We start from the raw sequence: 19255 nt of genomic DNA, 5'->3' as shown, positions 1-19255 counted from the left end.
CATTTTCTATCGACATCCCATGGATGACATCGAGTAGCATGGGCTCGAAATTCCCATGCCCATCAGATCGGGCAGCTTGTGCTTGTCCGTTGCGGGCTCTGTAACGTCAAACGCTGGTATCAGCCGAGTGATCTGAGGGAAATCTTTGGGGACATCGAGGCCGAGCTAGTGGGGGCAACAATGAGGTGCCAACGGTGCGGTAAGAACGGGTACATGCATGCCGAGACACGAAATCCACCGGCGCGGGAACGGCAGGACATTCGGGTTACGCGGCTTGCCGAAATGAGGGTCCGGCGCGTGATCTGGAGGGATGAGAATTGAGAGGCGGCTTTCGACCCTGAACGAAAGTTCGAGAGGCAGCTCACGGGAAATACGATGGCCCTCCAGCGCGAACCCAATGTAATTCTAACATGCGTTCAGGCGTCGAGGGGACGAAGAGAGGCTTCGTGAAAGCGTCAGGGATCTCAATTTCACAACGATCTGCCCCGTCGTCGTAGACAAGCGCCCCTTGCGAAATCCGTAGCGCAATATTCGTAACGCGTCGTGGCTCATTGGACCACCTATCCAGAGCAGCCATACTGTCTGGCATGGCAAGCCCTTGAAACTCTTGCATCGCGCGGATGAGACGTTGCGCTCGTCGCGTTTCAAAAAAGATCAATCTCGGAAGGACGAAAACTGAAAGATCATTTTTGCTTTCCAAGTCTTCAGTATCACCACCCATCAAGCCCATTCGCAGGAGGGTCATCATGCAACTCTGCAATATACGGTGGAAATTTGTGGGCCACGGCGAGAAAAGGAGATGTCCGGGCAGCGTATAGCGCATATTGCCCTTTTTTGTTCGCCGCCACGGCCGAGGACACTCATCGCTGGGGTCAGTTGATTGAACGAGGAGCATGCCTTTTGTTTCGCGGATGACCGGCCAGAAATTTCTCATGGGCGAGCGACGAATTGATTTGTGAAGTTGGGCGATAGCAACAGCAACTGAAGCTGCATTGACCAACTTTTCGATGGCTGCCGACACGTGTTGGCTTTCCTGGCGCATATATTCTTCCGCCAGGCGGCGATTTATGCTTCGGAGATGATCGCGATAGGCCCACATATGCGCTTCATATGTGGCGGTCGTCCGATTAAGTGCCAATCATCCACCTTCCCCCGACCGATTAATGGCGCATGCGACGAATAATCGTCACCGCCACAATCGCAAAAAACAGGGCAAGCGTAAACCACGGTGCGATATCGAATAGTATTCGAAGTCCACCCCACATCTGTGCTTGATCCTTTGGTTATGTCGAGAACCCTAGAGGATTACCATTGGCGACCTTGCCTCTCGCACGACGAATGGCGGCTTAGTTCAACAGTCGTCTGCCAATACTAGGCGCTACCGAAGGCCAGCCATCTAGAACAACGGGCCTTGGCCCGGCAGTGGTGTTAATCCTGCACCGCGACATCTCCTAGGACGACATGGAGTCTCAGGCAACCCGGGATCGAATCGAGCGCGAAACCAGTTGGTTTGCCGGGGCATTTCTTCTGCCGCGCGTCCATATTCCGTGAGTTCTATTCTACCAGGGCGAGCCATTTGAAGGGGCTCAAACAGCGCTGGTTGGTGTCAATGCAGGCGATTGCCCATCGCGCGCGCGACATAGGCGCTATTGATGAAAACCAATACGTTTCCTTCCGCATTCAAATGACCAAAACAAAGCAAAAAGCTCAGGGTCAAATTTCAAACTGATGCACGACCTATCCCGCGGCCTGCTTGCGGACAGCCTTCCGCAACCTTGTGTGCCGCGGCGAAGGCGCTGCCTCTGCCTCACCACCATCGTGCAGTCCAACGCGCAGGGCGGCGCCCGCCAGATGGTCGCGCATGGCCGTCTGTGCCGCCTCAACATCGCCGGCGCGGATGGCGGCCAGGATGCGCTCGTGTTCGCCCAGCGTGATGCGGGCCATGTCGTCCGATTTCTGCTGGTTGCCGGCGGCGAGAATGCTCTCGCGGACCCGCTCGGACACAAACACCAGGAACTGGCCCATGTAATTGTTGCGCGTCGCGTCGGCGACGGTGCGGTGGAATTCGAGGTCGCTGCGCAGCCAGGCGACGCTGCCATAGGGGGCCGCGCGCATGCCGGCCAGCGCATCGCCCATCGCGGTGAGATCGGCTTCGGTGCGCCGCTTTGCGGCAAAGGCCGCCGCCTGCACCTCGAGGATACCGCGCAGTTCGAACAGGTTGCGGAAGGAGTCGGCGCGCTGCAGCGCCTCGTAGTCGATGGTCAGCACCGTCGGGTTGGTGCTCTCCACCACGAAGGCGCCGCGCCCCTGCTGCGACCAGATGCGGCCTTCCGAGCGCAGCCGCGCGATTGCCTCGCGCACCACGTTGCGGCTGACGCCGAATGTCGTCGCCAGCGCCTGCTCGGTCGGCAGCTGATCGCCGGGCTTCAGGCGCCCCTGCGCGATCTCGCGCGAGATCGAACTCGCAACCAGGGTGGAGAGGTGTGGTCCGCGATTGACCTTGTCGAGCTTCAGCGTCATCGCTCACCTATAGACCATGATTGGCCTTGCTTGCCAGAATGCGACCATTGCTCAGGATATGGCGCGGATCGAAGGCTTGCTTGATGCCGGCCGCCAGATCAAGCGTCACCGGGTCGATCCGTTCGAGAAACGCCTTCTGCTTGACCCGGCCGATGCCGTGCTCGGCGCTGATCGAGCCGCCATAGCGGTCGACGACGGCAAAGATCTCGGCCTCCGCCTCTTCGAACAGATGCTCGACCGCGCGCGGTTCCATGCCTTCCGGCGGCACCACGTTGAGATGGATGTTGCCGTCGCCGACATGGCCATAGGTGACGGCCAGCGCGTCCGGTCGCGATTCCGCCAGCGCCGCCAGCGCGTCGGTGACGAAATCGGCGAGTTTGGAGATCGGCACCGAGACGTCGGTGCGCAGATAGCGGCCGCCGCGTCCCTGCCGTTCGACCATGATCTCGCGGTAGAGCCACAGCCGCTCGGCCTGTGCCCGCGTCGATGCCACGATGCCGTCCTCGACGATGTCGGCGACGCCGCCGAGAAAACCCAGCAGCATGGCCGACAGGTCGATCAACCCGCCGGAGGAAACCTCGATCAGCACATAGGCCGGATAGGCTTTGGTCAGCGGATCGGGAAAGTCCACGCCCTCGCGCATGGTGATCTCGATGCCCTGGCGCAGGATCAGTTCGAAGGCGGTAAGAAGATCGCTGCAGTCACGCCGCGCCCGCGCGTAGAGCGCCATGGCGTCCTCGACCGAACGCAAGCCCACCAGCGCCGTCTCGATCTGCGTTGGCTTGGGAAAGAGTTTCAGCGCCGCGGCGGTGACGATGCCGAGCGTGCCTTCCGAGCCGATGAAGATCTGCTTGAGGTCGTAGCCGCGATTGTCCTTGCGCAGCACCTTCAGCCCGTTCCAGATCCGGCCATCGGCCAGCACCACTTCGAGGCCGAGCACCAGGTCGCGCGTCATGCCGTAGCGCAGCACGTTGAAGCCGCCGGCATTGGTGGCGACGTTGCCGCCGATGCGGCAGCTTCCCTGCGCCCCGAAGGTGATCGGCAGCAGGCAGTCGCTCTCTTCGGCGGCGCGCTTGGCATCCTCGAGGATACAGCCTGCCTCGACCACCATGGCGAAGTCGATCGGGCTGATCGAGCGGATCCTGTTCATGCGTTCCAGCGAGATGACGATCTCGCCGCCATCCGCGGCGACCGCAGCACCGACGAGCCCGGTCAGGCCGCCTTGCGGCACGACTGGAATACGCTCCGCATGGCAGTGCCGCATCAGCGCCGACATCTCCTCGACCGAGGCCGGACGCGCGACCGCCAGCGGACGTCCGAAATGGTCGCCGGACCAATCGCGGCTGTAGCGCGCCAGGTCTTGCGTCTCGGTCAGCAGCCCGCCATTCGGCAGCACGCCGGCAAGGGCCGAGATCAGCGATGCTGAGGTGGGTGGCACGACATTCATGACCTGGCTCTGGACCCTCTGGGAAAACGACTGGACAACCACCGTTCTTGTCGTGTTATCATACAACCCTGATTCAGTACATCAAGCATTCCCGCCAACCGTTTGATGTGGATGGTCAGACCAGCAAATCACCTGACGCGGAGGACTTTCCCAATGAGCGACGCCCCGGGCTTTCGCTATATGCACACCATGATCCGGGTTCTCGACCTCGACAGGTCGATTGCCTTCTACACCGAGGTTCTCGGCATGACCTTGCTGCGCCGGGACGACTACCCCGGCGGCAAGTTCACCAACGCCTTTGTCGGCTACGGGCCGGAGGACAAGGAGGCAGTCGTCGAGCTGACGCTGAACTGGGGCAGGGAAGAGCCCTACGAGATCGGCACCGGCTTCGGCCATCTGGCGCTCGGCGTCAACGACATCTACGCCGTCTGCGCCGAACTCGAGAAGCGCGGCGCCAAGATTCCGCGCAAGCCCGGGCCGATGCAGCACGGCACCACCCACATCGCTTTCGTCGAGGACCCGGACGGCTACAAGATCGAGTTGATCGGTCTCGACACGATGTAACGACCTGATCAGGCGGGGCCGCATCGAGCCTTTGATGCGACCCCGTCCGGTCCGCGCTTGCTTGGGAGGCGGTGCGGAGCGTTCTGTCACTTGATGACCGCGATCTTGCTGCGGTCGATGGTGATGGCGACGGCGGCGATGAGCACCGCGCCGAACACCATGTTTTCCAGGAAAATATTGACGCCGACGAAGGTCATCCCGATGCGCACGATCGAGATGATCAGCGCACCGACCGCCGTGCGGGCAACGCCACCCAGCCCGCCGGTGATGGCGGTGCCGCCGACGATGACGGCGGCAATGGCCGGCAGCAGCAGCTGGTTGGCGAGAACGGGCGAGCCGCTCGACAGCCGCGCCGCCAGCACCACGCCGGCGATGGCGGCCAGCATGCCAGAGGCGGCGAAGGCGATGATCTTGGTGCGGTCGACATTGATGCCCGCCGCCCATGCGGCCGGCTCGCCGGCGCCCACCGCGATCGCCTGGCGGCCAAAGCGCGTGTAGCGCAGCGCCAGAAAGCTGGCGATGCCGATGACCGCCGAAATCAGCACCACCACCGGCAGGCCGGCGACCGTGGCGTTGATCCAGGCGGTGTTTTCGCGGCCGCCTTCCTCGATGGTGATGGCGCGGCCGTCGGAGACCCACAGCGCAATGCCGGTGACCACGCCGCCGGTGGCGAGCGTCGCCACGAAGGACGGCACCCGCAGCTTGACATGGACGATGCCGCTCAACGTGCCGAAGGCGAGACCGGACAGGATCGCCACCGGAAAGGCGGCCAGCCCAAGCGAGGGCAGCAACTGCGCCAGGATGACGCTGGCCAGCGAAGCGACCGCCTGGATCGACAGGTCGATGCCGCCGAGCAGGATGGCGAAGGTGACGCCGGTCGCCAGGATGAACAGCACGGCGGTGTTGGCGAACAAGAGCGCAACGGTCTCGCCGGTGAGAAAGCCGGGCGCGGCGATCTCGATGATCAGCAGCAGGGCGACGAGCAGGACCAGCGGAATGGCGCCCTGCGTCCACTTGCCTTCGAAGATGCGCCTGAGGGAGAAATCGTCATTCATCGGCTCACACCATTGCCCGCAGAAGGTCGACCTGGTTCGGCTTGTTGCCCGGGCTGGCGTCGAAGCGCGCGGTGATCTCGCCGTCGCGCATCACCAGCACCTGGTGCGAAAGGCCGATGGTTTCTTCCAGCGTGTCGGAAATCAAAAGGATCGCCACGCCCTGCGCGGAGAGATCGCGCACCAGTTCGTAGACCTCCTCCTTGGCGCCGACATCGAGGCCGCGCGTCGGATGGTCGAGCACAAGGATGCGCGAGCCCGCCGTCATCCAGCGCGCCAGCACCACCTTCTGCTGGTTGCCGCCGCTGAGCTTGCGGCAGGCGGCATCGGGGCCGGGCGCCTTGATGCGCAGCCGCTTGATCCAGTCGGCGGCGAGCCGGCGCTCCTTGCCATAGTCGATGGCGCCATGGCGCATGACGCTCGACAGGTCGGCCAGCGAAATGTTTTCGGCGATCGACAGGAACATCACCAGCCCCTCGAGCCTTCGCTCGCGCGGCACATAGCCGATACCCCTGCGCACCGCCGGTTCCGGCGAGCCGAAACGCACCGCGTCGCCGGCGATCTTCATTTCACCGGCATCGTGCTGGAGGAACCCGCCGATGGTGCGCGTGACCTCTTCGCGGCCGGAGCCGACGACGCCGGCAATGCCGACGATCTCGCCGGCCCTGATCTTGAGATCGACGCCGTGATAGGCGCCGCCCGCGCCCAGCCCTTTTGCCTCGACCATGACCGTCTCGCGCGGTGCCTGCTGGCGGGCCTCGCGGTAATATTCTGCCTGCAGCCCGCGCCCGACCATGATCTCGTGCAGCTCCGGCGCGGTGACATCAGCCGCGCGGTGCTCGGCGACGACCGCGCCGTCCTTCATCGTGTAGACGCGGTCGGAGATTGCCAGCACCTCGTCGAGACGGTGCGAGACGAAGACGAAGCTGGCGCGCGATTTGAGCGACCGCACGCGCGCGAACAGCACCTCGATATCGGCGGCGTTGAGCACCGAGGTCGGCTCGTCGAGCAGGATGAGCAGCTGTCGCTCGACCACTTCTTCCAGGGTCAGCGCCTTGGCCAGTTCGACCATCTGGCGCGCGGCGAAGGTAAGCTCGGAGGTGCGCGCCGTGACGTCGATATCGATGCCGATCTTGGCCAGCTGGCGGCGCGCCGCCGCGTTCATGGCGCGCCAATTGACGATGCCGAAGCGGGTGAAACGATCTTCCTCGCCGAGATAGATGTTTTCAGCGACCGTCAAATTGAGCACCAGCGACTGTTCCTGGAACACCATGCCGATGCCTTGCGGTGCCGCGTCGCGCGGACTGCGCATGCGCAGCTGCTCGCCGTCGAGGGTGAGGCTGCCGCCATCCGGCCGGTAGCTGCCAGCCAGCACCCGCATCAGCGTCGACTTGCCGGCGCCGTTCTCGCCGATCAGCCCGACCACTTCGTTGGGCCGGACCTCGATACTGACGTCGCGCAGAGCCTGGACGCCGGGAAAATTCTTGATGATGCCGGAAGCGCGCAGCATGGCGGTCACTTGACTATTCTGAGGCGGACGCGGTCGAGCGACAGCGCCACCGCGGCGATGATCATCAGGCCCTGCACCGTTTGCTGGATGTAGGGCGAAATGCCGAGCAGGATCATGCCGTTGGCGAGCACGGTGACGATCAGAACGCCGATCAGCGTGTTGACGACGCCACCTTCGCCGCCGGTCAGCGCCGTGCCGCCGACGACGACAGCGGTGACCGCGGCAAACAGCCTGCCATCGCCGATGACGGCATGCGACTGGCCGAGTTGGGCTGCGGCAAGCACGCCGGCAATGCCGAAGAAGAAGCCGGCCAGCGCGAAGGCGGTGACGCGCACGCGCACCACGTTGACGCCGGAGAGCTTGGCGACGTCCTCGTCACCGCCGATGGCCAGGATGTGGCGGCCGAGCTTGGTGTGATACTGGATGATGGCGGCAAGCAGGAACGCGCCGGTGGCGACCCACACCGCCAGCGGCAGGCCAAGGAAGCGGGTCAGCGCCAGATCGCGGATCGAGGCGTCGTTGAGACGGATCGCCGAGCCGCCGAGCATATAGACCGACAGGCCAAGGCCGATGAACCACATGCCGAGCGTCGCCATGAAGGAAGGGATCCGCAGCATGGTCTGGACGAGACCGCTGACGAACCCCATCGCGGTGCCGGCGACGACCGCGGCCAGCACTGCCCACCAGCCATAATCGTTGCCATTGCCGTCATTGGCGGCGAGCAGCACCACCACCATCGCCGCCACCGACAGCGTGCCTTCGACGGAGAGGTCGATGCTGCCCATCAGGATGATGAAGGTCAGCCCCATCGCCAAAGTCAGCGGCACGGCGGCCGAGTTGGCGAGGCGCACCAGGTTGCGCAGCTCGATGAAATTGGGATTGGCGATGGCGATCAGCACGCACAGCACGATCAGCACCGCCAGCGGCGCCAGGCTGCGCCAGCGCCTGCCGCCGAACACGGTGGCGATGCGGCCGGGGATCCCGGGGGTCAGTGTCATAAGCGTCGTCCGCTCGATGTCCGAAACGGACTTCAGGGGTTCTGTATGGATTGTCAAGAAACCGCTTCCCGTCTGCTGATGACAGTGGCCGATGCAATGCACGACGACGATAAAGGGAGCGGGCCGCCAGGGAGCAGCAGCCCGCCCCGGTGGTCAGGTCCGGATGGCTCCAGTCACCCGACCCCACAGATCGTTCCAGTCGATCTCCGGCTTCGCGTCGACATTGGTCTTGTAGTATTCCTCGACATTGTCGTGCGAGATCAGCACCGCCTTGCCGTAGAATTCGCGGTGTTCCGGCGGCTCCTTGACCGGGTCGAACTTGCCGATCTTGGCGTTGTAGCCGATGGCCAGTCCCATGCCGCCCTGCCAGAACGGATCCGAGGTCACGGTGCAGGCGAACTCGCCGGTGCGCACCGCGTCGACCGCCGTCTTGATGCCGTCGACGCCGACGATCGGCACCTTGCCGGCGAGGTTTTCGGCGCGCAGCGCCTCGAGCGCGCCGGAGCCCATGTCGTCATTGGCGGCCCAGATACCCTTAATGTCGTCGCCGAAGCGGGTGAGCAGGTTGCCCATCAGGTCGAAGGCTTCGGTCGATTTCCAGTTGGCGACCTGGAAGTCGAGCAGCTTGATGTCGGGATTGGCGGCAAGGGCCGCGTCGAGACCCTTCTTGCGCTCGATCGCCGCCGTGGTCGAGATCAGGCCGCCGAGGGCGACGATGCCGCCCTTGCCGCCGATGGTCTTGAACAGGATCTCGGCGATGGTCTTGCCGCTCTCGATGCCGTCGAACTCGATGTGGGAAACATAGTTCGGGTTGAAGTCCTTGGGGTGCAGATCCCCGGGCTTGTTCCATTGCGTCACCACATAGGCGCCGGCCTTGGCGCAGGCCTCGACGATCGGGCGTGCATCAGGCGTGTCGTTGGGATCGGAATTGAGCACCATGTTGCCGCCGGTCTTGGCCAGCATCGCCTTGATGTCGGCGATGCCTTTCTCGCTGTTGCCTTCCGAAACCAGCGTCACGTGTTCGAGACCGGCCCATTTGGCGTAGGCCTCGGCGCCGGTCTTCCACACCGCGTGATAGGGGTTGGACAACGAGCGGATCGACGTCACCAAAGTCGGCTTTTCCTGCGCGCGCAAAACTTTTGGCATGGCGAGCGCCGCCATTCCGACGGTGGCGCCCATCATCAGCGTCCGGCGGCTGACTGCGCCGGAAAGCGTTAAACCTGTCCTGTCCTTCATTTGTCGAACCTCCCGATTGAATTCTGTTTCCCGCCCGGCGGCTTGCGCGGGGAGCGCGGCCGGGCCTCCGATCGAGGGATTGCCAAGTTCCTCCACTTGTACGACAACCCTTCAACACGGCAACCATACCCTTTCTCTTGACGCGGCACAAGGGACTTGAGATCGTCGCGCACATGAGGCTGCCGTAATCTGTGGCCGTGGCATCGGAGGAAAAATGCCGGATTTCATCATTGTCGGCGGCGGCTCGGCCGGCTGCATTCTGGCCGCCAGGCTGAGCGAGGATCCGGATATCTCCGTCGTCCTGCTCGAGGCCGGACCGCGCGACACCGACCGCTACATCCATCTGCCGGTCGGCTTCTTCAAGATGACGGCAGGGCCGCTGATCTGGGGCTATGACACGGCGCCCGGCAAGGCGATCGACGGCCGCACCATGGTCTATCCGCAGGCGCGCGTGCTCGGCGGCGGCTCCTCGATCAACGCCCAGGTGTTCACCCGCGGCTGCCCGCAGGATTACGACGGTTGGGCTGTCGACGATGGCTGTGCGGGCTGGAGCTACGCCGAGGTGCTGCCGTATTTCCGCCGCTCCGAGGGCAACGACACCTTCGCCGGCCCGCAGCACGGCATCGATGGCCCGCTCGGCGTTTCCAGCGGTGCGCCGCATCCGCTGACCCAGGTCTTCGTCAAGGCGGCGCAGCAGGCCGGTCTTCCGTTCCGGGCCGATTTCAATGCCGGCCAGCAGGAAGGCACCGGATTCTACCAGACGACGACGCGTCAGGGGAAACGCAGCAGCACGGCGGTCGCCTATCTCAGGCCGGCGCTTGGCCGCAGGAACCTGACGTTGCGCACCGACGCCACGGTCAGCCGCATCGTTGTCGAGAACGGCCGCGCCATCGGCGTCGAGATCATCGTCAATGGCCGCACCGAGCTGCTGCGCGCCGAGCGCGAGGTGATCGTCACCGCCGGCGCCATCGGTTCGCCCAAACTCTTGATGCTGTCAGGCATCGGCCCGGCCGCCCATCTCGACACACACGGCATCGAGGTGATCCACGATCTGCCCGGCGTCGGCCAGAACCTGCATGACCACATGGATGTCGACGTCGTCGCCGAACTCAACGGGCCGCACGGCATCGACCGCTACAAGAAGAAGCGCTGGCAGGCGGTCGCCGGCCTCGAATACGCGCTGTTCGGCAAGGGGCCGGTGGCGTCCAACATCGTCGAAGCCGGCGGCTTCTGGTGGGGCGACCGGGCGGAGAAGACGCCGGATATCCAGTTTCATTTCCTGCCCGGTGCCGGCGTCGAGGAAGGCATCGGCTCGGTTCCCGGCGGCAATGGTTGCACGCTGAATTCCTACCATGTCCGCCCCCGTTCGCGCGGCAGCGTCACGCTCGGATCAGGCGATCTGCGCGATCCGCCCATCATCGATCCCAACCCGTTCGCCGAACGCTACGACCTCGAGCGCGCCGTCGACGGCATCGAGATCAGCCGCGAGATCCTGTCTCAGCCGGCCTTCGCCAGATACATCAGCCGGGAACACCTTCCGGGTGCGGCAACGAAGGGACGCGCGGCACTCGAAGCCTTCGCCCGCGAGCACGGCCGCAGCGCCTACCACCCTGTCGGCACCTGCCGGATGGGCGGCGATGCACAAAGCGTCGTCGATCCCGAACTTCGTCTGCGCGGGCTGCAGGGCCTGCGCGTCTGCGACAGTTCGGTGATGCCAAGCATCGTGTCGTCAAACACCAATGCAGCGGTGATCATGATCGCCGAAAAGGCAGCCGACATGATCGCCGGGCGGAGCCCATTGCCGGCGTAGATAAATCATTCGTCCGGGAACATGGAGCGCGGCGGGAAGTCGGCGCGGCTGTAGTCGACAACGATGAACTTGCCGCCTTGGTATCGCTCGACGACCGGATTGTCCGTCACCTTGCCACGGACGCGCTCGGCCTGGCTGTCGGAACTGTCGAGCGGCGTCCAGCCGATCTTGTGCCTGGCATCGTGCCGCCAGAAGCCACGGCTGTTGTTGGACTGCCCCCAGATCACCGAGCAGCCGACGTGCTCGGCCTCGGCGCAACGCTCGATCAGCCTGACAAAGTCGCCATGCGATATCCAGGTCGACAGGATCCTTTCGTCCGCAACCTCCGGCAGCACCGAGCCGATGCGGATCAGCACGCTTTCGACCGCATGCTTGTCCCAGTACAGTCTAGCCAGCATCTCGCCATATGCCTTCGACAGGCCGTAATAGCCATCCGGTCGCAACAGGCAGTCCTGGTCGAGAATCTCTGTCCGCTCGTAAAGGCCGACGGCGTGCACCGAGGAAGGAAAAACCACGCGTGCCTTCTGGCTGCGCGCCGCCTCGTAGATATGGAAGCTGCCGCGCAGATTGGGGCCAAGCACCGTCTCGAAGGATTGTTCGGTGGATATGCCGCCGAAATGCAGGATCAGCCCGCAGCCCTGGGCGAGATCGTTCACCGTCTGCTGATCCTCGAGATCGGCAATGTCGAAACTTGCCTTGTCCGGCAGCGGGATCGGCAGAGGCACCACATCGGTGAGCCGCAAGGTCCAGCCGAGCGCCGCCAGCCTGGCCGAGAGCAGGCGTCCGATCGTGCCGGAGGCTCCGGTCAACAGGACCGGTTTGTCGCAGAGTGCCAATCCCTGTCCTTTCATGATAGGGAAATCGGGAGACATGTTCGCGCCGGCTTGGCAAGGCGAACGGAGATTGAGCGCGTCATGCGCCCCGTAAATGTCATCATATCACCATACAAATAATGGGTTGCCAAGAACAGCGGTTCGTTTATTGCTTGGTGGCGATGAAACGTTCCTTTGGCCTTCCCCCTCAGATCAGCCGCACGGCGCAGGTGGCCGACTGGTTTGCGCGCGAAATACGCGCCGGCCATCTGACCAGTGGCGAGAAATTGCCGACCGAGCAGGAACTGATCGCGCAATTCGGGGTCAGCCGGACGGTGATTCGCGAGGCGATGGCTTCGCTGCGCTCGGAAGGGCTGGTGGTCAGCCGACAGGGTTCCGGCGTGTTCGTCGCCGACCACGAGGCCAACACCACATTTCGCATCGTCTCCGACGAGCTTCACTCGCTGACCGAAGTCCAGAACGTGCTGCAGCTGCGGCTCGCCGTCGAACTCGAAGCGGCCGGCATCGCCGCCGAGAAGCGCAGCGACGACGACCTTGCCCGCATGCGTGATTGCCTCGATGCCATCGACGCGTCGATCGCCGCCGGCGAGAGCGCGATCGAACCGGACTTTGCCTTCCACCGGGCGATCGCCTCGGCCACCGGCAATCCCTATTTCGAGCGCTTCATGCATTTTCTCGGGCCGGTCATCATTCCGCGCCAGTCGATCCGCCCGCGGACTGAGACGCCGGAGCAGCGGCGGCTCTACCTCGAACAGGTCCAGATGGAGCACCGCCGCATCTATCAGGCCATCGAGCGGCAGAATGTCGAAGCCGCCCGCTTCACCTTGCGCGAGCATCTGGAGGCGGGCCGCGAGCGCTATCGCCGCATGGTCGACGGTTCGGCCAGGTCGTAACACGGCGTCAAACCTGACCTTCGATCCGTTTGCCCAGCCCATCCGATCTCACGCCAGCTCCCCGACCGGCATGCGGCAGGACTGCATGAGGGCCGCGAGCTGCCGCTCCTCATCTATTGTCAGGTCCAGAAGCGGTGACCGCACCGGCCCGCAGTCGATCCCGGCGATGCGGGCGCCGGCCTTGACGATGGAGACGGCATAGCCGGCGCGACGGTTGCGGATGGCGAGATAGGGCAGGAAGAAGCTGCGGATGATGTCGCCGACTTCCGCCGTGCGCCCGGCCCGCAGCGCGTTGAAGAAACGCAGCGCCATCTCGGGCGCGAAATTGTAGATCGCCGACGAATAGGTGGTCATGCCGATGGCCGCGGCGGCACTGGCATGGACTTCGGCCGTCGGCATGCCGCCGATGAAGATCAGGCGGTCGTCCATGCGGTAGCGCAAGGCGGTAAGCAACTCGATGTCGCCGACGCCATCCTTGAGGCCGACCAGATTCGGGCAGTCCTGAGCCAACCGGTCGAGCGTCTCGGGCGTCAGCACCGCATTGTCCCTGTTGTAGGCGATCACGCCGATGCCGACCGAGCGGCAGATGGCGGTCAGATGCCGGCGCAGGCCTTCCTGCTCGGACTTGACCAGATAGGGCGGCAGCACCAGCAGGCCGTCGGCGCCATTGGCCTCGGCGGCCTTGGCGAACTCGACCGCCATATGCGTGCCGTAGCCGACGCCGGCCAGCAGCGGCAGGTGATCGGGAACTTCATCCGACGCAGCGCGGACGACGCGCTTGTATTCCTCGAGCGTCAGCGAGAAGAACTCGCCGGTGCCGCCGGCCGCGAAAAGCCCGCTTGCTCCGGCAGCGCCCTGTTGCGCGACATGGGCGCGATAGCCGTCTTCGTTGAAGGCGCCGTCGTCGTCGAAGAAGGTCAGCGGAAAGGACAGCAGCCCGCGGCCAAGGGATTTGGTCAGCTCGGTGGGTGAGAACGTCAAAACGAATACTCCGTGTATGGGGCCGGCAAATGGATGGTCGGGCCGGCAAAGGTTTTTGCGGCCGTGGCGTTGGGTGGGCTCATAGGATGCCGGGCCGGACTTCGGCGGCGGCGGCGTCGATCGCCTTGCGGCCAAGGCCCGACTTGACGATGCGGATCAATTCCTCCTCGCTGGTGTCGGCAGTGGACGCGTCCAGCGCGACCTCGCCGGAATGCAGGAAGTTGATGCGGTCGCAGACTTCGAAGATCTGGTTGTAGTTGTGGACGATCAGGATCACCGAGACCTGGCGCTGCTGGCGCAGGTTCTGGATCAGGCCCAGGACATGCGCGCTCTCGCGCACACCCAGTGCCGCCAGCGGTTCATCGAGGACCAGGATCTTGGGCGACGAATAGATCGAGCGGGCAACGGCGATGCACTGGCGCTGTCCGCCCGAGAGTAGGTCGACCGTGCTGTTGACGCTGGGGATCGAGATGCCCAGCGTGTCGAGGTAGATCTGCGCCTGTTCGCGCATCTTCCTGTTGTCGAGCAGGTTCAGCCCAAGAATGCGCTTATGGTATTCGCGGCCGAGGAACATGTTGTGGAAGACGCTGAGGTCGCCGATCAGGGCGAGGTCCTGGTAGACGGTCTCGATGCCCTCGGCGCGCGCATCGCGCGGCGAGGCGAAACGCACCTCCTTGCCTTGCGAGACGATCGTGCCGGTGTCGGGCTGGTGAAAGCCTGACAGGATCTTGATCAGCGTCGACTTGCCCGCGCCATTGTCGCCGACCAGGGCCAGAACCTCGCCCTGGCGCAGCTTGATCGAGACGTCGACAAGTGCTGTGACGGCGCCGAAACTCTTGGAGATGTTGGACATTTCCAGCACCACGGGCGCGTCGGGTGCGAGCGGCGGAATGGTCTGCGTGTTCATAGGCGCCTCCTTGTGCGCAGCCGGTCGACCTGGATGCTCAGGATCATCGCCGCGATGATGGCGGCGCCCAGATAGATGTCAGACACGGTGGCCTGGGCGCCGATCATCACCAGGCCATTGTTGAGCGAGGCGACCACGAACGCGCCGATCAGGGCGCCGATGACGGTGCCGGAGCCGCCCAGCAGCGAGGTGCCGCCGATGACTGCCGCGGCGATCGCCTGCAAGGTGAGGAACGGGCTGCCGGCCTGCGGGTCGGCGGATGTGAACTGGGCCGTGTTGATGATGCCGGCAAACGCCGCGCAGCCGCCGGCGATCATGAAGTTGTAGATCTTCATCCGGTCGGTGCGCACACCGATCTCGCGGGCGCCGATGATGTTGCTTCCCGTCGCGATCGTGTGCAGGCCGAAGGTGGTGCGGTTCAGCGCCAGGGCCAGCGCCAGCACGATCAGCACCGTCCACAGGAACGGCGTGAACGCCGTTACGCCGTGCCAGGACAGCAGCGCGTCCGACGGCTGGTAGAGGCTCTGCCCGAAGATCGCGTTGAAGGGCTGTTCGACCGGCGCCACGATCGGCTGGCTGTTGTAGATCGAGACGACGATGCCTTGCAGGAAGAACAGCATGCCGACCGTGGTGATCAGCGACGGCACGCGGAAGCGAACCGTGATGATGCCGTTGATGGCGCCGACCAGCACCCCGATCAACACGCCGATCACCGCGCCGACGGCCAGAGGCACGCCCCAGGTGACCGACAACAGCGCCATGACATAGGGCGCGATCGAGAAGATGGCGCTCAGCGAAAGATCGATCTCGCCGGTGATCATCAGCATGACCTCGGCGGCGGCGATCAGGCCGAGCCGGCCGGTGTCGCGCAGCACGACGCTCATGAACTGCGGCGACAGGAACCCGCCATCGCTGCCGACCTGGAAATAGATCACCAGCACGATGGCGACGACGGCGATGCTGGCCTCGCGATAGCGGGAAAGCAGGATAAGCAGCCTTTCCGTCATCGTGTGCGGAACCTTGACGCCAACGGCGCTCTTTCCGGCTTTTAGGAGTTCGATTGGCGGCACTCTTGTCTTCCTGATTTCGAATTCTGGGCGACGGGACGGATCGGCGGCGGGCGAGCCGGTCGCATGGGCTTGCAGCCGGCGATGTCCCGCCACGTCATCGGAAAATGACGTGGCGGGGTAGGCGTTTCGCTTGGCTGAGTGTCAGGTCGGCTCGACGTCGCTGCGGCCTTCGAAGCGGGACTTGCCGACATAGGCGTCGACATTGTCCTTGGTCACATAGGCCTGGCTGGTGTCGCTGTTGGCCGGGCCGACGAGACCGCCCGACAGCTTATAGAGATACATCTGCTGGACCGGCAGGAAGCCCTGCAGATAGGCCTGCTGGTCGGTGGTGAAGTTGACGTCGCCCGACTTGATGAAGTCCAGCGTCTGCGGGAACAGGTCGAAGCCGGCCACGGCGCCGCCGGCTTTCACCAGCCCATATTTGTTGGAGATGAAGCCGCAGGCATAGGTGTCGGAACCGCCGGTGCCGAACATGCCCTTCACGTCCTTGTGGCTGAGATAATAGCTCTCGACGCGCGAGATTTCCGTTGCCGGATCGGGGCCGGTGTTGACGACATCGTAAGTGACGCCGCTGCCGCTGTCCTTGATCGCCTGGATGTAGCCATCGAGGCGCGGCTGCGTGTTGAGCGAGCCGGGAACGCCGATCGACAGCATGACGTGGCCGCCCTTGGGGATCAGCTTCAGCCACTTCAGCGCCGAGTTGTAGCCCGACTGATAGAGCGGCTGGCCAACATAGGACAGCCGCTTGTTGGGACTGCCGACCGGCACGTCGGCATTGAAGGCGACGACCGGAATGCCGGCCTTGGCGGCCATGTCGGTGGCGGCGTCGAAGGCCGTCGGATCGACCAGGCAGACGGCAATGCCGTCCGATTTCTGCGCGATCGCCGTCTGCATGGCGCTGACCATCTCGGAGACGACGTTCTTCTGCGAACCCGTCCACTGATAGCTGCACCCGAAGGCGGCGCAGGCGTCCTGGATGCCGTAGACCGTCGGCGTGAAGAACTGGTCCAGCGTCACATGGCAGACGAAGTGGAACTTGTAGGGCTTCTTCGGCAGTCCAGCCGATGAATCCGCCGCCTTGGCGGCGCTGATGCCGCCGGCCAGTCCTGCGCCTGCCAGTCCGCTGGCCAGGCCGGCGGCACCGAGACCGAGTTTCCCGGCCAGTGCGAAGGCACTTCGCCGGCTGATGGCGGCATTCACCATCTCCATCTGATTTTTCGTTTCGTCGTCCACTTGGTTCCTCCCTCTTCGTTTTGCGGGCTTGCCCACATTTGTCGTCTGGTTACATTGTTATATGACAACTTTTGTGTCAATGCTTTTTCGACACCGGTTTCACGACGGGCTTTTTGCGATCGCAACACGGTGCGGAAAGGCTGCCGCTTGGCCGGCACGATGGACAGGGATGACAGGAAGAGAAAATGGCTGAAATCGAATTCAGGGCTGTCGCGAAGAACGGCCTGAAGGTGACGACGATCGGGCTCGGCGGCACCGGGCTGGGCAACATGTACCGCGCCGTCGACACCGACGCTGCGGTCAAGACGGTGCACGCGGCCTATGACAATGGCATCCGCTATTTCGATACCGCGCCGGTCTATGGCTTTGGCGTCAGCGAGATCCGGCTTGGGCTGGCGGTCAAGTCGCTGCCGCGCGCCGACATCGTCATCTCGTCGAAGATTGGTTACGACCTCGTCCCGATCCCGCCAGAGGACCTTCAGCCGGCGCTGTGGGACCAGCCCGGATCATTCCGTGCCGAGTTCGACTATTCGCGTGACGCCGTGATGCGCTCGCTCGAGGGAACGCTGAAGCGCCTCGACACCGACTATGTCGACATGGTCTCGATCCATGATCCGGACGAAGCCATTCACTTCGGTCCCGGCGAGGATCCCTATGCCAGAAGCCGTTTCAGGGAAGCCATGGATGGCGCCTATCCGGCGCTCGACGACTTGCGTTCGCAAGGCGTCATCAAGGCGGTCGGCGTCGGCATCAACCAATGGCAGATGCTGTCTGACTTCGTCGTGGCGGGCGCGTTCGACTATTTCCTGCTTGCCGGCCGCTACACCTTGCTCGAGCAGGAGCCGCTGGCGACCTTGCTGCCGCTATGCGAGCAGCGCGGCACCAGGATCATCATCGGCGGGCCCTATAATTCCGGCATCCTGGCGACGGGCGCCGTCAACGGCGCGACCTTCAACACCAGGCCGGCGCCGGAACCGGTGCTTGAGCGCGTCCGCCGCATCGAGGCGATCTGCGCCAGCCACAAAGTATCGTTGCCGGCGGCCGCCCTGCAATTCCCTTTGGGGCATCCGATCGTGTCGAGCGTCATTCCGGGGGCGCGATCGGTCGAGGAACTGAAACAGAATCTGGACTATCTGCGGGAAGATATTCCCTCGGCTTTGTGGGCTGATCTCAGGCAGGCCCAGCTGATTGAAATCGATGCACCCGTACCTGGGGCGTGAGGGCAAACTGGCGGCCGATCGACGCCTGAGGCTTACCGGATCGGCGTCTCGCCGCGAAACAGCGGCTGGTGCGCCCGCATCACGGCGGCAATCCGGTCGGCGACTTTTCGTACCGGCGGGGAGTGACGTTCCTCGTGATGAGTGACGATCCATTGGTCGGTTTCGAGTTCGGGGATAGGCTGGGCGACGCGAACCAGCCGCGGATCGCTGTCGCCGACGAAGCACGGAAAGATTGAAAGACCGGCGCCGGCGGCGACCAGTTCGCGCACCGAATGGCTGTTGTTGCCGCGCACGGCGATGCGGTCGCCGTGATGGGCCTGCAGCCAGCGCGCCGAAGCAATGTTTGCCCCTTCGCCGGTGACGCCGACGAACAAGCCGGCGGCGATGCCGTTGATCAGGTGGCGTCCGGAATAGATGGCGTGGGCGACCTTGCCGCTCTGACGGCCGGCCAGCCACTGCTCGGTCGGTCGCTCGCTGCGGATGCCGATATCGGCGGCACGGCGTCCGATGTCGACCCTGTCGGTGGTGGTGACGAACTCCACCCTGATGCCATCATCGACCGTCCAGATCTCGCCGATGTGGGCGGAAACGAAGGCCGAGGTCCATGGCCCGGCCGAGACGCGGACAATGCGGTCGGGCAGGCTCCCCTCGCGCCAGCGGGTCAGGGACTGCATGGCTGCCTCGACGTCTTCGGCGCGCCGCAGCAGTTCTTCACCGACCGGGGTCAGCCGGTAGCCGGTCTGCTGACGCACGAACAGCGGTTCGCCGATCTGCTTTTCGAGCGCGGTGACGCGTCGCCCAAGGGTGGCAGCGCTGAGCCGCGTGGTTCCCGTCGCCGCGCTCAGGCCACCCAGCCGCGCAACGTCGAGAAACAACCGCAGATCGTCCCAGCCGATATCCATTTTGCAGAAATGAAAAACTCCTTGCGACCGTGGCTGTAGCGCGAAGCGGGCATCACGCGCAAGTATGCAGGCCTTGGAG

At 64.0% G+C, this 19255-nt stretch carries 18 protein-coding genes; 5 read left to right on the top strand and 13 right to left on the bottom strand.

The features are described from left to right. Nucleotides 1–361: 361 nt before the first annotated feature. Entirely contained in the window at nt 362–1099 is a 738-nt protein-coding gene (locus AC1RZR_RS29750; protein ID WP_477273427.1) for a hypothetical protein, read from the bottom strand. Nucleotides 1100–1576: 477 nt separating this feature from the next. Between AC1RZR_RS29750 and AC1RZR_RS29745 the strand changes: the two genes are divergently transcribed. After that, on the top strand, nt 1577–1729 hold the full coding sequence (locus tag AC1RZR_RS29745) for a hypothetical protein (RefSeq protein WP_477273429.1): 153 nt from the start codon (nt 1577–1579) through the stop codon (nt 1727–1729). 8 nt (nt 1730–1737) lie between these two features. Here the strand turns inward: AC1RZR_RS29745 and AC1RZR_RS29740 are convergent, their stop codons facing one another. Beyond that, the gene (locus AC1RZR_RS29740; RefSeq protein WP_481826853.1) at nt 1738–2520 is read right to left on the bottom strand and encodes a FadR/GntR family transcriptional regulator; all 783 of its coding nucleotides are present in this window, start codon (nt 2518–2520) and stop codon (nt 1738–1740) included. 7 nt (nt 2521–2527) lie between these two features. Beyond that, nucleotides 2528–3967 carry an FAD-binding oxidoreductase gene (locus AC1RZR_RS29735; protein WP_481826852.1) on the bottom strand — a complete coding sequence of 480 codons (1440 nt, stop codon included), beginning with the start codon at nt 3965–3967 and terminating at the stop codon, nt 2528–2530. Between the two features lie 153 nt (nt 3968–4120). Between AC1RZR_RS29735 and gloA the strand changes: the two genes are divergently transcribed. Then, nucleotides 4121–4531, top strand: a complete 411-nt coding sequence (gene gloA / locus AC1RZR_RS29730; RefSeq protein WP_258609516.1) for a lactoylglutathione lyase — start codon at nt 4121–4123, stop codon at nt 4529–4531. A gap of 86 nt (nt 4532–4617) precedes the next feature. On the opposite strand, the gene AC1RZR_RS29725 is transcribed toward gloA, so the two are convergent. The 4 genes from AC1RZR_RS29725 to AC1RZR_RS29710 all read right to left on the bottom strand — a co-directional run bounded on the left by AC1RZR_RS29725 (nt 4618) and on the right by AC1RZR_RS29710 (nt 9327). Next, entirely contained in the window at nt 4618–5586 is a 969-nt protein-coding gene (locus AC1RZR_RS29725) for an ABC transporter permease (RefSeq protein ID WP_481826851.1), read from the bottom strand. Nucleotides 5587–5590: 4 nt separating this feature from the next. Continuing rightward, nucleotides 5591–7093: a sugar ABC transporter ATP-binding protein gene (locus tag AC1RZR_RS29720; protein ID WP_481829145.1), complete on the bottom strand. Its 1503-nt coding sequence runs from the start codon at nt 7091–7093 to the stop codon at nt 5591–5593. Between the two features lie 5 nt (nt 7094–7098). After that, a complete protein-coding gene (locus AC1RZR_RS29715) occupies nt 7099–8091 on the bottom strand; it encodes an ABC transporter permease (RefSeq protein WP_481829144.1) in 993 nt (330 codons plus the stop codon). Between the two features lie 153 nt (nt 8092–8244). Then, the gene (locus AC1RZR_RS29710) at nt 8245–9327 is read right to left on the bottom strand and encodes a sugar ABC transporter substrate-binding protein (RefSeq protein WP_477273439.1); all 1083 of its coding nucleotides are present in this window, start codon (nt 9325–9327) and stop codon (nt 8245–8247) included. A gap of 214 nt (nt 9328–9541) precedes the next feature. Here AC1RZR_RS29710 and AC1RZR_RS29705 point away from each other — a divergent pair, with 214 nt between their 5' ends. Then, nucleotides 9542–11137, top strand: a complete 1596-nt coding sequence (locus AC1RZR_RS29705; protein ID WP_481826850.1) for a GMC family oxidoreductase — start codon at nt 9542–9544, stop codon at nt 11135–11137. Nucleotides 11138–11142: 5 nt separating this feature from the next. On the opposite strand, the gene AC1RZR_RS29700 is transcribed toward AC1RZR_RS29705, so the two are convergent. Then, complete coding sequence (locus AC1RZR_RS29700; RefSeq protein WP_481826849.1) at nt 11143–11988, bottom strand: NAD-dependent epimerase/dehydratase family protein; 846 nt, start codon at nt 11986–11988, stop codon at nt 11143–11145. A gap of 143 nt (nt 11989–12131) precedes the next feature. Here AC1RZR_RS29700 and AC1RZR_RS29695 point away from each other — a divergent pair, with 143 nt between their 5' ends. Then, a complete protein-coding gene (locus tag AC1RZR_RS29695; RefSeq protein ID WP_379092337.1) occupies nt 12132–12863 on the top strand; it encodes a FadR/GntR family transcriptional regulator in 732 nt (243 codons plus the stop codon). Nucleotides 12864–12911: 48 nt separating this feature from the next. Here the strand turns inward: AC1RZR_RS29695 and kdgD are convergent, their stop codons facing one another. The 4 genes from kdgD to AC1RZR_RS29675 form a co-directional block, all read right to left on the bottom strand. Next, nucleotides 12912–13844 carry a 5-dehydro-4-deoxyglucarate dehydratase gene (kdgD, locus tag AC1RZR_RS29690; protein WP_477273446.1) on the bottom strand — a complete coding sequence of 311 codons (933 nt, stop codon included), beginning with the start codon at nt 13842–13844 and terminating at the stop codon, nt 12912–12914. 79 nt (nt 13845–13923) lie between these two features. After that, nucleotides 13924–14751 carry an ATP-binding cassette domain-containing protein gene (locus AC1RZR_RS29685; RefSeq protein WP_477273448.1) on the bottom strand — a complete coding sequence of 276 codons (828 nt, stop codon included), beginning with the start codon at nt 14749–14751 and terminating at the stop codon, nt 13924–13926. Further along, nucleotides 14748–15821 (bottom strand): ABC transporter permease, encoded by a 1074-nt coding sequence (locus AC1RZR_RS29680; protein ID WP_481826848.1) that lies wholly within the window; start codon nt 15819–15821, stop codon nt 14748–14750. Before AC1RZR_RS29680 ends, AC1RZR_RS29685 begins: the two co-directional genes overlap by 4 nt. A gap of 141 nt (nt 15822–15962) precedes the next feature. Beyond that, the gene (locus AC1RZR_RS29675; RefSeq protein ID WP_481826847.1) at nt 15963–17054 is read right to left on the bottom strand and encodes a sugar ABC transporter substrate-binding protein; all 1092 of its coding nucleotides are present in this window, start codon (nt 17052–17054) and stop codon (nt 15963–15965) included. Between the two features lie 185 nt (nt 17055–17239). Here AC1RZR_RS29675 and AC1RZR_RS29670 point away from each other — a divergent pair, with 185 nt between their 5' ends. After that, nucleotides 17240–18274, top strand: coding sequence for an aldo/keto reductase (locus AC1RZR_RS29670; RefSeq protein WP_481826846.1), 1035 nt, complete (start codon nt 17240–17242; stop codon nt 18272–18274). Nucleotides 18275–18306: 32 nt separating this feature from the next. On the opposite strand, the gene AC1RZR_RS29665 is transcribed toward AC1RZR_RS29670, so the two are convergent. Then, nucleotides 18307–19176 carry a LysR family transcriptional regulator gene (locus tag AC1RZR_RS29665; protein WP_481826845.1) on the bottom strand — a complete coding sequence of 290 codons (870 nt, stop codon included), beginning with the start codon at nt 19174–19176 and terminating at the stop codon, nt 18307–18309. Nucleotides 19177–19255 lie beyond the last annotated feature (79 nt).

It is taken from the genome of Mesorhizobium bavaricum (genome assembly GCF_056781655.1).
Note: the sequence above shows the minus strand (reverse complement) of the source record. Positions and strands in the feature narration are given on the sequence as shown.